Source organism: Ruminococcus sp. 1001136sp1, from assembly GCF_039841815.1.
GTDB lineage: Bacteria > Bacillota > Clostridia > Lachnospirales > Lachnospiraceae > Blautia_A > Blautia_A faecis.
Genome location: NZ_JBDPGY010000020.1, coordinates 42350 through 58874, shown reverse-complemented (window position 1 = coordinate 58874; position 16525 = coordinate 42350). Strand labels below are relative to the sequence as shown.

Genomic DNA, 16525 nt, shown 5'->3' with positions numbered 1-16525 from the left:
CTGTTTCTAACAATACGGTTCCACATAGGTCTTCATCAGATGTTCCTGTTCCTCCGGATCCATTGTGGCTTTACTGATAACCGCAACCTGTGCCGCGCGCCTGACATCTTTAATTGCCTGAAAGGTACGCACCCAGTTTTCCAGTTCCCGATAGCCGCACACACCATCCTGAAGATCTTCTTCCTTCAGATAAGCATGGATTTTTTGAATGGCCGAAACCATAAAGTTTAAGCCTTTCTCATCCCCATATCCGGTACGTGCAATAACCCGCCGCTTCATTTCCTCTTCTGTGAGATTTTGCTTGGGCTGGATCAGGCTCATACGGGATAAGACCGACTGGTTAAAATTTCCGCAGCCCACATAATCCAGGTTTGTAGTCATAATCACAATGGTATCTTTATTTCTCTTTATTTTTTCCCCATTAATCAGATCTGTCACCGCTCCATCATCAAAAAGAGAGTTCAGTCTTGTAAGCGTCCCTGGTTTTTCAATCATGGACGGCTCCTGAATTTCCAAAACGGAAGGAAGACGGCACGCTTTTATGATCTCTGATTCCCGCAACAAAAAATCCTTCTCTGCCCTTGCACTTTCATATCCTTTTTCATAAGCAAGGCGCAAAAGTTTTTCAAATGCAGCTTCTTCTGAAATGCCCTCTTCATAGGTTCCGCTAAGTACACAAAGTGCGGAAGCTGGATCCATCTGAAGGTCGTAAAAGGCTGGAAGCACTGGAAGCGTTTTCTTTTTCGTTCCCATGTTTGGTACCGTACTTGCAAGAAGCTCCAGCTCATCTGTACCAGGCCCACAGGTAAATACATAATAGGGAAGACCTAATATCTGTGCGATCATCCTGGCATCTGTGGTTTTTCCAGTTCCCGCTTCCCCCGTCATCATAAAAAGCCTTGCCGGGGTATGAACGACCATTTCCAGGATTTCTTCCACCTCCTGGCTCACAATGTAATCCTCTGGAAGCGTGGGGATCCTCTCTTTTTCACTATGCCGGCAGTTAAAATGTCCTGCATACTCCATCTTTAACTCCGAAATCGCAGCACCTTTCTTCCTTCCTTTTACTCCCAGCACTTTAAAAGTACCAATTATACAGGCATTTGGCGCATAAATTCCGGAGTTCAGGTCAAATGGATGAAAACTATCCTTCAGTTTTCCTTCCGCAAACTGGTTCCGGTCAAAAGAAATGGCATCCTCCGTTGTGGCAGTCATCCGCAGATACAGGTTATCACAGCAGCGAAAGGACATTTTGAGCGCCTGCCCCGCCAGTCCTGCTTTTATAGCACGTTTCAGTTCATCAAAGCAGGTATGAAACTCATCGTCGTAATACTGGCTTTCGGGAACTATACTTGCATAGACAAGCATTGCAAGATACTCCTCCCCGGTAGATTTTCCCTTTAAAACGCCAGGCATCTTTGTTGTTTCTCCTGCGGGATCATTTTTCTTTCTAATTCCACAGAATCTTCCGTTTTGATAATTGTACGTCATGACACAAAGTTCCTGCTCCACCGGGTATTCCAGGCAAAAATAACGAACAGACTTTTCTGCCAGCTGAATTCCGGCAGCACCTTCTTCTTTTTCTTTCATTCCCAAAAGCTTAAAAATAGCAGCCAATGTAGGCGGATGAAGCTTTGCAGATTTTCCATTTGTCCGCGTATTATATCTGGAGCAGTCTTCCGCTTCATAGCTGATTCTTTTTTTCTTTGCAAACTTTAAATATGCCTCAATTTTTTCCGGCAATGCCAATTGATAGGTCCACGGTTCATAAAAACAGATTTCTGGCATTTTGATTCCTCCATATGGAAAAGCAGGGTATGAGCATTTTGCGTCTCATATCCTGCTGATCTTTGTTTGTTATGCTGATTTCTTTTCCTGTTCCAGGTAGGCTTTGTAAATCTTTTTGATCCGGTAACCAAACATGGTATTTCGTTTGCTCACCGTATCGTTATTGATTGCGATTACCATTGCCTCTTTACTTCCTACTATTTTCACCCCACGCCTTGCTCTTGTGACTGCCGTATAGAAAAGATTTTTCCGCAGCATCCGATAAAAACAGGTGAGCATCGGCAGAATCACTACTGGATATTCCGAGCCCTGTGCCTTATGGACGGTGATACAGTAAGCCAGATTTAGCGGCCATATATCCCATTCGGTATATTCCATGATTTTTCCATCCCCAAAATCTACACGCATCCTGCTTTTCCCGTCTGCTTTATAGATATTTAGGACTTCTCCAACGTCACCGTTTGCCACATCTTCCTCATTTTTCAGCTGCATAACGAGATCTCTCTCCCGATATGTAGTCGATCCATTCTTAATTTCCGGATAACCGTACCGCTTCGGATTCACGATATCCCGAAGGACAGGATTTAATGCATCTGCACCTACCTTCGTATCCTTTCGAAGTGGGGAGAGTACCTGAACCCCTTCTACCCGGTTTTCGTTTTTTTGAAGTTCTTCCCGGTAGAGCTTCTGGATAATTTCAGCAGCTTCTTCATCATCTTTTGCCGGATAAAACTGGAATGTATCATCAAAAACCAGATTGGTTTTCCTTTCGTTTATCTTATCCGCATTCTGAATAATCGTGGATTTTCCTTCCTGCCGGAAGCTCTCTGTTAGTATCGTAACTGGGATCACACCAGATTCGATCATCTCTTTAAATACGTTTCCCGGTCCCACTGATTCCAGCTGGTCTTTATCGCCTAAGAATACCAGGCGGGTTCCAATAGGAACCCGAGACAAAAACTTATCCATAAGTGGCATGTCGATCATACTGCACTCATCCACAATGATAAGAGATGCCTCCAGCATACTCTCTTCGTCCCATTCTTCCTCACCCGCTTCTCCTTTTAACCCAATTGCTTTATGAATCGTCAGAGCGGGATAAGCAGTACAATCACTCATCCTTCGTCTGGCACGACCAGTTGGAGCACATAACAGTATCTCCGCGTTCTTATGAAGAATTTTCTCTACCTCAATGATAAAGCTGATATCTGTCGTCTTTCCACGTCCAGGTCCTCCGGTAATGATGGTAACCGGATATTGAAACGCTCTTAAAATTCCTTCTTTTTGCCTGACATTTAGTAGAATCTTCTCTTTTTTCTGAATGCTGCTTATAATGGAGTCCACCTGATAACTTTGTGTCCCACCTCGCAGGATCAGTTTAACTAGAGATGCAGCGGCTCCAAGTTCTGCACGAAAACTATTCTTTAAATAAAATCCGCCATCACTACACACCAGGGTCCCATCCTTACGGATCATTTCATTTCCGGCATCCCGGATGGCTCTTTCTGGCACCAGTCCGGTTTCCTTTTTATGGTTTAAAAGCAGGGCTGTCCGCTTTAAGATTTCCTCACAAGTCAGGTATAGATGGCCTTCGCCCTCTGCTTCCGACATAATATGAAGGATCGCCGCTTTGATCCGCATAGGCTCATCTGGCTTAAAATTCTTTGCTTTTACCGCAATCGGATCCACCGTTAGAAATCCAAACCCAGGAATCTCGCACAAACGAAATGGCGTGTTCTGAATAATGAGTGGGGCTGCATTTCCAAAGTGTTCCTGGATCTGCGCCACCTTCCTTGGTGTCACCCCAAAGGGAGATAAGGTCACCATTAACTGCCGCAAAGTCTCGCTTCCACGGTATCCTTCCAGAATCTCTGAGAGCTTTTTTCGGGTAATGCCTTTGATTTCCAATAACTTCTCAGGATTTTTTTCAAGAACTTCAAACGTATTTTCCTGGTAACGGTCTACAATCCGCTCGGCAAGTACTGGCCCGATTCCCTTGATAAGGTCAGAGGCCAGGTATGCCTTGATTCCTTCTGTGCTCGTGGGTAATACAATCTGAAAAGAAGAAACCTTATACTGCATTCCAAATTTTCCGTCTTTCCAGGTTCCGTTCAGTTCTACTTCAAGGCCATCCTCAGTCGGAAGCTCATTTCCAACTGCCACAAACATGCCATATCTGCCATTTTTCTGGCTGCTTACTTCCTTGGGAAGGGTTTCTTCCGTTACATAGGAGGCAACGGTGTATCCATTTCCTGCATTGTAATAGATACACCGGACTGCTTTACATTTCATTTTGGTCCATCACCTCCGGAAACACCTCTTTTTCTTCCCTGTTTTCTTCCTTGCTTTCTCCTCTGTTTTACCGGTTCTGACCGCGTTTCATCCGGACTCTTTTGAACGCCACCGGGCGCTTCAGCATGACCGCGTACTTTACCGGGAGCTGGTTTCTTGGTTTCAGGGTGGCTGTGTTTTTGTTCATCATTCTCATTCGGATTCTCCTTTTTTTCATTTAGATATTTGTAACAATAGATACCTGCTGCAATTGGAAGCCCCAGTGTCAGACTCTGTACAATCACTGCTAAAAACAGCGGCCATAAAAAGGGTGACAGAAGCATTCCTATAATTCCAGTTATCAGGCAGGCTTTTTGGTGTGCCTGGCACCATTTTTTTACTCGTTCCATTTTTTCTCCTTTGTTATCAGCAAAAATCTCCCATCTCTTCATTTCCCATATTCATAAATTCCTCGTCTACGTTGTAGCGGTTTTGTGAAGTCTGGCGTGAAGACTGGGCTCGTTGTGGTTTACTTCCTGTACGGTTTGTTTTCCCCTGGTTCGTGTTTTTGTAGTATGGCGAATTTTGATAGGAATTTCCTGGATTCTGGCTGGATCGTCCATTGGAATTTGATCCACTATTTCGTGAGGGCTGTGAGGAATTCCGATTGGTACGTCCGTTCTGGCTCACATTTTCACTTTCGTCCTTACTGTCTACAAACTCAATGTCGTTTACAAGCAGTCTCATACCATATACTTTTTCGCCACTATTACCTGTATAGTTATCATTATGCATCTCGCCCTCTAAAGCGATTTTTTTGCCCTTATAAAAATACTTTGCTACAAACTCAGCTCTTTCCCCAAATGTGACACAGCTAAAGTAATCAGCATTCGGAGCTCCTTCCTGCTTGAAATTTCGCTCAACCGCAATCCGAAAATACGCGACTGTCTTTTTTCCCGCTGAAGACATCACCTTTGGATCCGTTGCCATCCGTCCGATAAATATAGACTTATTCATGTGCACACTCCTTGTTGTTTTTGATTCGATAACAAAAAACATTCAGAATGAATCCCAAATGTCCGTTATCATTTTCCTTCTTTTACCAGTTCTTCCGATCTCCTTTCTTTTGGATTTTTTATTTTTCCTCCTTTCAAGATGTTGATTCGTATTTGTTTTTTTGCAATAAAAAAAGGCCACTTAGAACGTTTCATTCTAAATGACCTAATTTCTCACAAAAGGCAGGAACCATGTTCCTCATATTTTTCTTTCGGGCTTCTCCGAAACCAAATTTTTTTACCTGTTTTACAGGCACAAATATAAATCTCAAAATCATAATAACACAAGATATAGTATGCGTCAACAATTCATTTTCTGTATTTTGTGTTATAAACAATATGTTTTTCATTTTTACTACAAGAGTCAAATTCTTGCCCAAAGTTCGGTTGGTGTAAATGCCATAACTTTACTTTTGGTAAAATCTTTCAAATTTCTTGTAATGATATAATCTGCATGAACAGATTCCACCATTGCACTATGCACTGCATCTTCAAACAATTTTGCTGTCATCATAGCAAAGCTCCTTTTCTATGTTTAGTACATATCGCGATATATATCATAGTCAAGAAGATATTCTGCTATATATCTTATCGTCTCCAGAACAGTAGCTATTCACCATTTATACCTGATTCAATCCCAAGATTGTATTGCTATTGTACTGACATTTGTGTATAATAACTATAGATATCTTATTTCTCTTGAAAGGAGCGGATCTATATGGCTGCAAAATCAGCAAATTTATATGCACGAATCGAACCAGATGTAAAAGAAAAAGCAGAAAACATTTTGTCTACGCTTGGAATTCCAGCTTCCAGTGCTATTAATATGTTTTATAAACAGATTATTTTACAGAGGGGACTTCCATTTGAAGTGAAATTACCATCTTCAAGACCAGTTGACATTCATACATTATCTGAAACAGAATTCAATGAAGAATTGGAGAAAGGATATTCGGATATGCAAGCTGGACGGGTTAAAAATGCGAAAAAAGCCTTTGCAGATATCCGCAATGATTATGGCATATAATCTATGAGGTTGAATTATCTGAACAGGCTGACAACGATTTAAGAGGGATTTTTGAATATATTGCATTTGAATTGCAATCCCCTGAAAATGCAAGCGGACAGCTTGATCGTCTTGAAGAACAGATTTTAAGTCTGGATATTATGCCAGAACGGTATCGAAAATATGAAAATGAACCATGGAAAAGTCGTGGACTTCGTGTATTACCTGTAGATAATTATGTGATATTTTATATTCCTGATTCCAATAAGAAAGTCGTAACAATTCTTAGAGTAATGTACGCTGGACGTGATATTGAAAATCAGTTAAAATTTCACACAAAGCAATCAGAGACCATAACTTCCTTTTCTGCAAATATGGAAACGCCATAATAACTCGAATTAAGTTTCACTTTCTAAACAATGCCATCTTTGATAATTTTGCTATCAAAGATGGCATTTTAACTTCCTGCAATTAAAAGACTTCTATACTTATATCCTCACCATTTGTCTCTGACTCTTCACCTTTCTCTGGCAGTTCACAAAAAAGCACCAGCCGTTTTGAAGAATCAGAGCCGCAGGTGGATAACAAAAGTGTCCTGGTCTCCACCTGTTCTCCCAGCCAGAAGGTATCACTATCCGCTTTTACATAGCCACATTTTATGACGGTATAGGTTAAGGCTTCCCCATCTGGTAAATACAGATATACCTTATTATGCTCCTGTAAATACGATTCACTTTCATATTTATGCAGCCCCTGAAACATGCTGCCATCTTTCATGTTATGCCCGTATAGAATAGTTTTACGGTTGGTAAAATCCGGACTATTATCTTTATCCAGAAAAATACTTCCTGCCACATGTTCCGTCTTTTTAAAGGTATGCTTCAGATAATATTCATTGTCAGTTCCCTGCACAACCGGATAATCAATCCTGGTGTCCGGGATCCGTATCCAGGCAATGATCTCTGGATTTATTTTTTTTAGGGCTTCAAAATCCACGGTAACCGTTTCTTCCTGGTTTTCCTCCGGTGTTTCTCCATCTTTCCTTTCTTTTGGCTCCTCCACGGCAACGTATTCCCGCAGGGTGTCATATTCCTGCTCTCCGTCCCTATACATGAGAAACGTCCCAGCTCCCATACAGATACCAAACCCAAGCAGCAAAAGGCACACCGCTACAATCCCCATTTCTTTTACCTGCTTCATAAATTTCCTCCACTTCCAATTTTTTTGCAAGAAAAAAGGACCGCCACAAACGTGACAGTCCATTTTTCTTATTCCTCGTGATTTTTCTTTTTGGTGTACCAGAAGATTCCGGCTATTCCTCCAACGGATAAAACAAGAAGAAGGATTGGCAGCCAAATGTTAGTGTCATCTCCTGTTTTCGGGGATTTTACATAGTCACCAGTCGGGATCCGCTCATTGGTAAGTTCTTTTGTGATCTCGATTTCTTTTGTCTTATCGTCCTGGTAGGTAAATACAATGGATTCCTCTTTTTCGCTTCTCACATAGCCATCCGGCGCTTTGGTTTCAACCAGGATATACTCGATTTCTTTTTTCATCTTTCCATCTTTATAAGAAGCGATTGGAATATCTCCGCTTGTAGCAACGCCCTCTTCATCTGTGACAAGGGTTGCCACAACTTTTCCGGATTTCTTGATCCGAAGTTCAAACTCTGCTCCAGCAAGAGGGGAGCCATCTTCTGCATCGGTTTTCTTAAGAACCAGTTTTCCAACTGGGCGGGCATCTTTCATTTCCACCTTCTGGATTTCTCCAGTATCTTTGACCTCAAAAGATACCTCTTCTGCAACCAGGTAACCATCTGGTGCCTGTTCTTCCCGAAGGGTATAGGTTCCAACTGGAAGCTTCTCCACCATATGCGGATCTTTTTTTGATACCCAGCTTTCCACCACTTTTCCATCTTTGTCCAGGATGGTTAATTTTGCGCCAGGTACTTCCTTGGAATCTGTCACGTCCGTTTTACTAATTTCTACTTTTGTCACATCATCCAGCATCTGGTGTTTTTGAACCTCGGCCGTATCTTCCACCTTAAATTCAATACTTTCTGCGGTGGTGTAGCCATCTGCCGGTTTGGTTTCTACCATGGTGTAGGTTTCGCCTACCAGCAGGCCACGGATCAGATGTGGCTCATCGGTAGAAATCCATTCTTCTACTACAGTTCCATTGGAATCTAAAACCTGCAAGGACGCGCCTGGAAGTTCTTTTCCATCTGTTAAATCCGCCTTGGAAAGCTCCACAGAAGTCTGCACATCCTCAAAAGTAAATTCATAGACTGCCTGGGTGGTTTTATCTCCCTGGTACTCAAAGGTAAACTCCTGTGTTTCGGTTCCACGCACATACCCGTTTGGTGCATAGATTTCCTTGAGGTAATACTTTGCACTGATTGGAAGGTCTGCCATAAAGTGGATCCAGCCGCTTTCATCTGTGGTCTTCAGTTCAATGATGGTATCCTTCTCAATCAGGATTTTGCCGCTTGCAGATACAATATCTTCCGCTGCAAACAGTCCAAAAATGGCTCCGGAAAGAACCTTTTCACTGTCCTTTTCTTTTTTCAGAACATTTACCTGCACCTTCTGGCGTCGGTTCTGCCAGTCTGCACTATAGGTTACCACCGGGGTGTCCTGGTCGCGGTAGGTAAGGTCTACATATCTTGGCTCATCATCCAATACATATCCATAGGAAGTTTCTTTTTCGATAATGTAATATTTACCAAGAGGCAGATTGTCAAGCTCTGCGATACCTGTTCCATCCGTTGTAATGGTACCCACAAGCTGATCTTTTGTGTAGTAGTTTTCACTGACACCATCTGCTGCTTTAATGTCCTCAGCCGCGTACACGTTAAAGGAAACATCCATCAGACTTCCAGTTACATAGCTAAAGAAATGTTCCACCACACCTTTTGCATTGTCAAGCAGGGTAACATCATCTATGAACTCCCCTTTTTTATTTACCAGCAGGCGTGCAATCGGCACATCATCTTCCATCTTTACCTTCTGTACCTCTGCGGTATCGGAAATCTGAAAGCTGATATCAGTGGTGCGTAAATAGCCGTATGGTGCGATCTGTTCCCTGAGAGTATAGATTTCTCCAACCTTTAAGCCTTTGATTACATGCGGCTTGTCTTTTACAGATGTCCAGGAATCTACCACTTCGCCTTTTTTATTTAGGATAATTAAGGAAGCTCCGTCCAGTTCCACGCCGGTCGTTACATCTGCCTTTGTGATTTCCACGGTGGTTGGCTGGTTTTTCTTGGTGGCTTTTAATTTGATTACTTTTACATCCTGTCCCTGGTAGCTGGCATCAAATTCCAGGATTTCATCCGAGGAAACATAGCCATCCGGTGCCTGAAGCTCTTTCACATAATACTTGCCAAGCGGCAGGTCCAGGGTAATCTGTGCCAGTCCATTTTTGTCACTCTTTACCTTCTGAAGCAGGGTATCTGCCTTTACAATTACCTTATCGCCGGAATAAATGTCATTATTGTTATAAATTCCAAACTCGGCACCTTCCAGCTTTTTACCAGTTTCGGCATCCTCTTTCACCACTTTAAGTTCTACCTTCTGGCGCTTATTGGAAAATTCCACGGTTTCTTCCACAACTGGAGTGTTCTGATCTTTATACAGGAAGGTAAGCTCCTGGCTGTCCGAGTTAATGACAAATCCGGTTGGTGCTTTGGTTTCCACAACACGGTAGGTACCAAGGGGCAGATCATTTAGAATGGCCTCTCCTTTTTCATCTGTGGTAACCTTCTGGATCAGCGTATCTTTTGGGTAAATGACAGTGCGGTTGCCCGCTTCATCCACCTGGTGATCCGGGGTATAAATATCCTCTGCGGCATAAACCGCAAACTCAGCACCAGAAAGGGAAGTTTCCTCGTAGATAAAATCTTTTTTGAAAGATTTTAAGGTTTCCCCAGATTTATGGATGATGAGCTTTCCTTTTGCCGGATGGTTCTCATAGACAACCGTGATGATCGCATCCCCAGTTGTGGAATCCATCTGGTAAGCAGTGTTGCTGTCTACTTTAATCTCAACGAAATTGGTATTCTGGATATACCCATCCGGGGCAGTTACTTCCTCAATCCGGTAGTTGCCGCATTTAAGAGCATTTGGCAGGATTAAATAACCGTTTTCATCGGTGAAATAAGATTTATGGGTTACGGTACTTGGATAGGTTGTGGTCTGCTCCACATATTTTCCTGCATCCAGGTCGTAGATCTTAAACTCGGTGTTTGCAAGAAGGACCGGCTTCTTGGTTTCATCGTCTTGTTTGATGATTTTTAATTTTGCTGAAAATTCATCGTCCAATAACACTCTCCAAACCTGGGGTTCTGACTTGTTCTCGCTGATCACAACCGTAAAATCATCAACAGGTTTGAAATTATGAGGGGTAGTGGTTTCCCTTACGATATAAGTTCCATAGGGAAGGGGAATGGTGCAGGCATAACCTTTTTCATCCGTAAAGATTTCCGTCTTTCCATCTTCAGTTAATACGACCGGAACTGCATTTTCAAAATCATAGGAGCCATCCTCTTTTGTATTTAGGCTGCTCACCAGATAGGCCGAAAATCCGGCACCCTTTAACAGATCCGCATCTGTTTTTCCATTATTGGCGGTCTTAATCAGCTGGAACGGCTGTTTCTTTACATCCTCAGTAACCGTGATGGTACGCTCGATTTCTTTTACCTGGTCACCTTCATAGGTGCCCTCTACATCATGCTCTCTTTCGTCAAGGACGTAGCCCTCAGGAGGGGTAATCTCTTTTACATAGTATTTTCCAGGATAGAGATCGGACACACTTGCATTTCCATCTGCATCTGTTGTCAGGGTTGCCACCTGTGCATTTTTGGGATACAGGACACCGCTGACACCATCCGGATGAGTGACCACCTCCCTTGCATACAGTCCGTAAACCGCGCCTTTTAAAGTGGCATCTCCCTGTGCGCTCTTTCCTGTTTCACTGTCTTCCTTGGAAAGATGGAGGTTCACACGTACACGCTCATCGGTAAAGATATGGGTAAATTCCACGTTTGCCTCTTTGTCCCCAGCGTAGTTAAATGCAAAGGAATAAACATCCGCTGCATTTAACACATACATCTGCGGAGCCTGAAGCTCTTTTACATAGTAGGAGTTATTCACCGGAAGATCCGCGCTGAAATGCCCGGTTCCATCCGCAGCAGTTGCCACCTTTTCGATCAGGGTATCCTTCTTTACGATCACGTTACCGTCCTCGGATACAATATCGTTTCCTGCGTACATGCCAAAGATGGCACCAGGTAATGGCTGCTTGGTGTCCCCGTCCTGTTTCACCAGTGACACAGAAGCTTTCTGCCTGTCATTCGTAAAGGTTACGGTGCTAAAAGAAACTTCCTCATTTTCACTGGCAGCGGATAAGGTTACGGTTTTGGATTCCCCAGTGCAGATGAGTTTGTCCGGTGCCTGTGTCTCGGTTACCACATAGGTTCCCAAATTTAAGTTATCCAGGGTTGCACTTCCATCTTCCCCGGTGATCAGACCTTCTTTTACAAGGTCACCCTTCTTATAAACGGTAGAGCCATCTGCTGCCACAATGTCAGCGCCTGCATAGACGTTATACACGGCTCCTTTTTGTTTTCTTGTTTCATAACGGAAGGTTACCTTTTCCTCAGTCACATCTGCCCCTGTTAATACCTCACCCTCTTTGTAAACGGTAAGGGAAGCCTTTTTCTCATCGTCAAACAGCTCCTGTGTAACTTTGCTTCCCATCACAAGTGACACGCCGTGGGCGGTAGCATCCACAAGGTAGCCAGAGGGACCTGTGATCTCTTTTAAGTAAACCACATCCTGGGTTTTGTCAATTGTCACAGAAGAAACGCCATTTGCATCCGTTGGCGGCATTTCTGTAATCAGGTTCTGGCATGCCTCGTCGCTATAGACACCATAGACCGCACCTGCTAACAGGGCATTGGAGCCCCTATCTTTTTTGATGATCTCGATAGTAGCCTGCTGAAGCCAGGTGACGGAAAAATCTATGAATTTTTCATCGTCGACGCCCTCACCAAATACCAGGGCAAGGTTCTGGGTATCGGTACCGGTCGTTACTTTATACGCCGAAAAGTCTTTCGTAATGTAACCTTTCATCGTAGACTTCCAGGATCCCGCTACCTTTGCCGCCTGGTCAAGCGGTGCGGATAAGTAAAAAGTAGTTCCACCATATAATTTTATACTGACTCCGGCAGCACTTGCTTCTCCTGTATCTACGTTATGGAAAACCACGCCAGCGGGGAGCTTCATGGTAATGTTCTGTAAGGAATCGGCTTTAAATTTGATTTCCTCCGTACGCTGCTCGTTTCCATCTATATAAGCTGTTACGTTGTCATTGGAAAACTCCATGGCGACATCCGGGATATCCGGCTGTGCCATACAATATTCATAAAGTTCCATGGCAAGAGCCTGTCCGGTAGAGTTTGCCCCGGAAAAAGCATCGTCACCTCCGCTTGCATAAGAAACCGCAAGATGGGTAATGACAAACTGTTTTCCTGCGGAAAAATCCGGATGCTCCTGTTTGAAAAAGCCATTTACACCAGAAGCTTTGGTTCCGTAGTAGCACACTTTTGCAAGCTTTTTACCATCCCCAAGTTTGGTGATCTTATACACACCATCCCCAGGGCTGTTTTTCGAGGGCTGAATACAATAAGCGGTTGCACTGACATTGTCAAATTTGACCGTATATTTATAGGTCAGATAACTGCCAAGCCCATAATCACTGTAGTAATAGCAGGTTCCCCTTGTCACATCCACATCGGTTCTGGTGCTGGCATAGGTAGCAATAAAAGAAACCGTTTCGCCCTCTTCCAGGCTTAAAAAATCAATTTCCTGTTCCTCTGCCTGCTCTAACACTTCGCCAAGCGTCAGGCCAGTTTCCGGATCTACGGTAACCTCTTCCTCGGCACGCTCCAGTTCCGAATCAAACTCCTCTTCTGGTAAAATGTCAGAGGCAAAGCCATCGTCTTCGGATATAGTCTCTTCGGACTCTGTAGTGTTACTATCTGGATTCTCACTTGGGTTCACAGTTTCATCGGAAATTTCTCCTTCTTCTGGTACCTCTGTCAGATCAGACTCCTGGCTTTCCTCTTCCGAACGAGCTTCCCCGACCACGACCGGCTGTTCTGGCAAAGGATCGGGATCCTCGCTGTCCCCTGACTCTTCTGTACCAGAATCTCCTGCTGCCTGAGTCTCCGGCTCTTTTTCCGTTACCGTGATGGTCCTGGCAACCAGATAAGAATCCCCCTCTTTTGGCGTAATCCGGTAGACACATTTATAGGATCCTGGTCTTGCCGGATCAAAATTGGTTCCGTCCTCCATAGCTGCTTTTTTCAGCTCCGCTTTATCCCCGTCCTTTAATCCCAGTCCGGTAAAATCTTTCTGGACATCAAAGGCTGCTCCCTGCTCAATTTCAATGGCAAGGGAAGGATCGGAGGTCGTTTCCGCAATCAGCTCTTCCTCTGATTTTTCTACCATCTGTTCCGATATGGCTTCCTGCGCCACCTCAGTTTCCGATTCCGCGGATACTACAAAAGTACCTGTCGAAGCGAAGCTGCTGCAGCACAGCACAAAAGCCATTGCACCCGCAAGCCATCTTTTTCTCTTAAATTTACCCAATGTTTTTCTCCTCTCCTGCTAGATAATGGTCTGTCCCTGGTACTTATGTGGTATGGTCTGTCTCGAATTCCCATCTTTGTTTCTCCTTTCCTCTGGCTTATTTAGCCAGATAAAAAAGGACCTGAACATTTTCAGATCCTTTTTTATCTGATTAAATCAATAAAACCGCTCTTTTTCCTGTGGTGGCTTCCTATAAAGCCAGTCATCCACACCTTTATAATTTCCAAGCCACAAGCCTTTTTCATCTGTATCCCAGCTGATTCTCATACAGTTTAGGTTCAGCGTTTCACACATCTCATATAGCTTCAGACAGCCTTTACGGATGGTATCCCGTTTTCTTCGCTTATAGGGACACTCCTGTTTTTTTAAGAAGCGTTCCGGCTCCTCACACCAGATACACTTTTCCTTGCAGTCACAACGACAGGTAAGATTCATCATCTTATCCATGTCCATACACTCATACACGGTTTGTAAGCCTCTGCTTTTTAATTCCATCAACACCGGTTGCAGGCTTTTGTAATTTCCCACGCCAGGGATTCCTATATAAGAATGTCCACTTCTCATGCTGGCAAGTTCAGCCTTTAAAATTCCTTCTGTCACCCGGACGTTCTTCTGAACCGGGCTTATATAGCCGGATATCCCGGCCGGACTGCCGCTTGAAGTTCCACCCTCAAATCCACTGCTGGTAAACCAGATATATTTTTTTTTGTTCACCGGATGGTCAACCCGGATCTGAAAGCCCTTTATTTTTTGATCCAGGGAATACACAGGGCACAGGTAGCCTCTGTTTCCTTCATAAAAAGAGGCTTCCCACTTGCCATCCCGGTTCCGGTAAAAGCCTGGAATTCCATCCAGCCGGATTCCTTTTTCTTCCAGTTTTTTGGCCAGGAGCCTTGCATTTTTAGGTTCCACGCTTTTATATCCTTTTTTCTCCAGTTCCTTGATTTCAAAATCCGTAGCACCGCGTCTTTTAAAGTCAGCTTTATGCAGATCCTGAAGCTGCATAAGGGCAATCATCTGACGGTACACAAAATCAACATACTCCGGGGATCGTTTGGGGACAGATGGTTTTCCTTTATAGCGGCTGGTTATCTTTTTGGGTTTGTTTCCAGCTCCCTGACTGCCAGTTTCCAGGCGGTTTACAATATCCTGATAGGCCACCTTACACCGATCTTCTCCATAAAGCCCCATAATGTCTGCATACAGGGTAAGCATATTTCCGCCCTGCCCGCAGTGGAAACAATGGAAAACGTTTTTGATTTCCCCATTTTTGCTAATGCAAAAGCTGCATTTTCCTCTGGTATCGCCACAATAGGGGCATTCCACCGGAAACTCCTGATCTGATCCTCCTTCAAGGCACCGTATGGACAGTAACCACGCCACTTCTTTTATGGTAAATGGATGTTCGTACATAATCCCTCCTAAAAAATGTGGCTCCGTTCTCCCGGAGCCACAATACGTTTATGCTGCAAGTCTGTTCTGTTTTTCATGTGCCACAATAATCTTTGCAGCATTTACCATTTCCATGTTGCTGCCGTAATAACCGGTTGCCATCCATCTGACTGTGTCTGCCCCTTTTGGGTTTTCCATCATCTCACCGAGCGTCTTTCCACTAAAAAGACCAAAATTGCACATTACCTTTCTGGCACGTTCCAGCTCTTCTTCCTCAGATTCCATACCGAAGCCTTCGTCTGTTTCCTCTTCGCTGTCATCTGCAAAGGGGTTTTCGTCTTCTGCACGAACAAAATGAAACTCTTCTTCCTCGGTTTCACCAGAAATTTCTTCCGCTTCTGCTTCAAAACGCTCTGTATCCTCGGGCACTTCGTCTGGCATCTCATCTGCTGTTTCCTCTAAGGGTTCCTCACTTGTACCAAGCGTTTCTTCTTCAGACTCGTTTTCCTCCAGAAAACTCTCTTCCAGATCTTTTTCTTCCATGCCAAACTGCATCTGGCCAGGCAAATTTTCATCCTCCTCTTTGCGTGCATCCCGGATCTCGTCAGGACTGATTTCAAGATCAAAAGAATCATCCGAAACCGGAACAGCCTTTTTACTGCTTCTGCTGTTTCCATTACGAACGGTCTTCAAGGTAGTTTCTTTTTGCTTCAAAGACTGCCCGGTTTCTTTTGTAGAAGTGAAAGCAGAGTCAGATTTCGGGGGATTTTCAGACTCTTCTTTGGCTTCCTTCTTCTTTGGCTCTGTCTGCACCGCATTTTGGTTCTGTTTTTTTGCAGGTTTCTTTGGTTCCTCACTTTTTTCTTTTTTTGTTTTATCGCCATCCGGAGCAGGGCCTCGCATATCCGGATCCTCGGTGGTCGCCTGGACGATGTTGAATTTATTTAATAAATAATACTTCAGTCCGTAGCTCCAGGCTGCACCTTTGGCCTTGTCTGGAATCTCATTGGTTCCGACTACATGAATATCACTGTAATTTTTTTCTTCAGGATGATCTGCATTTGTCCAGCAAAGCTTTAAATCCGCTTCATAACGCCACATATTGCCAAACGGTGTCAGATAGGCTGGATTTCCAGAAGCATCCAGCTGCGTGGATGCTTCACCAAGGACCTCAAAATCCACGCCGTATTTATTTAAGGCAGGGGTGAGGTATTCATAGACATCATCCAATCTCACAAAATCATAGGGCACCTCTTCGCTGTAACGTTTTCTTAACAGCTTTGGCACCATCTTTCTTATTTTAATCATTTTCTGAGTCAGGTTCAGATACGCATATTTACCCATAAATTCAGTTCCTC

At 43.8% G+C, this 16525-nt stretch carries 11 protein-coding genes; 2 read left to right on the top strand and 9 right to left on the bottom strand.

Features of this window, described 5'->3' with window-relative positions:
• Positions 1–6 precede the first annotated feature (6 nt).
• From ABHC48_RS16415 to ABHC48_RS16395, 5 genes are all read right to left on the bottom strand, one after another.
• Complete coding sequence (locus ABHC48_RS16415; RefSeq protein WP_195700029.1) at positions 7–1788, bottom strand: hypothetical protein; 1782 nt, start codon at positions 1786–1788, stop codon at positions 7–9.
• Between the two features lie 69 nt (positions 1789–1857).
• Positions 1858–4080, bottom strand: a complete 2223-nt coding sequence (locus ABHC48_RS16410) for an ATP-dependent RecD-like DNA helicase (RefSeq protein ID WP_195700030.1) — start codon at positions 4078–4080, stop codon at positions 1858–1860.
• Positions 4077–4469 carry a DUF4870 domain-containing protein gene (locus ABHC48_RS16405; protein WP_147422317.1) on the bottom strand — a complete coding sequence of 131 codons (393 nt, stop codon included), beginning with the start codon at positions 4467–4469 and terminating at the stop codon, positions 4077–4079. The genes ABHC48_RS16410 and ABHC48_RS16405 overlap by 4 nt, the downstream gene beginning before the upstream one ends.
• Before the next feature lie 16 nt (positions 4470–4485).
• The gene (locus ABHC48_RS16400; RefSeq protein ID WP_173718710.1) at positions 4486–5076 is read right to left on the bottom strand and encodes a single-stranded DNA-binding protein; all 591 of its coding nucleotides are present in this window, start codon (positions 5074–5076) and stop codon (positions 4486–4488) included.
• Between the two features lie 402 nt (positions 5077–5478).
• The gene (locus tag ABHC48_RS16395) at positions 5479–5628 is read right to left on the bottom strand and encodes a hypothetical protein (RefSeq protein WP_237925509.1); all 150 of its coding nucleotides are present in this window, start codon (positions 5626–5628) and stop codon (positions 5479–5481) included.
• Between the two features lie 204 nt (positions 5629–5832).
• Between ABHC48_RS16395 and ABHC48_RS16390 the strand changes: the two genes are divergently transcribed.
• Together ABHC48_RS16390 and ABHC48_RS16385 are read left to right on the top strand one after the other, a co-directional pair.
• Positions 5833–6141 carry a type II toxin-antitoxin system RelB/DinJ family antitoxin gene (locus tag ABHC48_RS16390; RefSeq protein ID WP_195700031.1) on the top strand — a complete coding sequence of 103 codons (309 nt, stop codon included), beginning with the start codon at positions 5833–5835 and terminating at the stop codon, positions 6139–6141.
• Complete coding sequence (locus tag ABHC48_RS16385) at positions 6138–6509, top strand: type II toxin-antitoxin system RelE/ParE family toxin (protein ID WP_118580600.1); 372 nt, start codon at positions 6138–6140, stop codon at positions 6507–6509. The genes ABHC48_RS16390 and ABHC48_RS16385 overlap by 4 nt, the downstream gene beginning before the upstream one ends.
• Positions 6510–6591: 82 nt before the next feature.
• Here ABHC48_RS16385 and srtB read toward each other — a convergent pair whose 3' ends face one another.
• The 4 genes from srtB to ABHC48_RS16365 form a co-directional block, all read right to left on the bottom strand.
• Entirely contained in the window at positions 6592–7320 is a 729-nt protein-coding gene (srtB, locus tag ABHC48_RS16380) for a class B sortase (RefSeq protein WP_173718709.1), read from the bottom strand.
• 68 nt (positions 7321–7388) lie between these two features.
• Complete coding sequence (locus ABHC48_RS16375) at positions 7389–13775, bottom strand: SpaA isopeptide-forming pilin-related protein (RefSeq protein ID WP_334285702.1); 6387 nt, start codon at positions 13773–13775, stop codon at positions 7389–7391.
• Positions 13776–13931: 156 nt separating this feature from the next.
• Positions 13932–15188: a hypothetical protein gene (locus ABHC48_RS16370; RefSeq protein WP_195700032.1), complete on the bottom strand. Its 1257-nt coding sequence runs from the start codon at positions 15186–15188 to the stop codon at positions 13932–13934.
• Between the two features lie 48 nt (positions 15189–15236).
• Complete coding sequence (locus ABHC48_RS16365) at positions 15237–16511, bottom strand: ERF family protein (RefSeq protein WP_195700033.1); 1275 nt, start codon at positions 16509–16511, stop codon at positions 15237–15239.
• Between the last annotated feature and the right edge of the window lie 14 nt (positions 16512–16525).

Bases quoted from the DNA above. Each gene is read 5' to 3' on its own strand.
- ABHC48_RS16370 (WP_195700032.1), bottom strand. From the start codon at position 15,188: ATGTACGAACATCCATTTACCATAAAAGAAGTGGCGTGGTTACTGTCC.
- ABHC48_RS16415 (WP_195700029.1), bottom strand. From the start codon at position 1,788: ATGCCAGAAATCTGTTTTTATGAACCGTGGACCTATCAATTGGCATTG.
- srtB (WP_173718709.1), bottom strand. From the start codon at position 7,320: ATGAAGCAGGTAAAAGAAATGGGGATTGTAGCGGTGTGCCTTTTGCTG.
- ABHC48_RS16410 (WP_195700030.1), bottom strand. From the start codon at position 4,080: ATGAAATGTAAAGCAGTCCGGTGTATCTATTACAATGCAGGAAATGGA.
- ABHC48_RS16365 (WP_195700033.1), bottom strand. From the start codon at position 16,511: ATGGGTAAATATGCGTATCTGAACCTGACTCAGAAAATGATTAAAATA.
- ABHC48_RS16390 (WP_195700031.1), top strand. From the start codon at position 5,833: ATGGCTGCAAAATCAGCAAATTTATATGCACGAATCGAACCAGATGTA.
- ABHC48_RS16395 (WP_237925509.1), bottom strand. From the start codon at position 5,628: ATGATGACAGCAAAATTGTTTGAAGATGCAGTGCATAGTGCAATGGTG.
- ABHC48_RS16405 (WP_147422317.1), bottom strand. From the start codon at position 4,469: ATGGAACGAGTAAAAAAATGGTGCCAGGCACACCAAAAAGCCTGCCTG.
- ABHC48_RS16400 (WP_173718710.1), bottom strand. From the start codon at position 5,076: ATGAATAAGTCTATATTTATCGGACGGATGGCAACGGATCCAAAGGTG.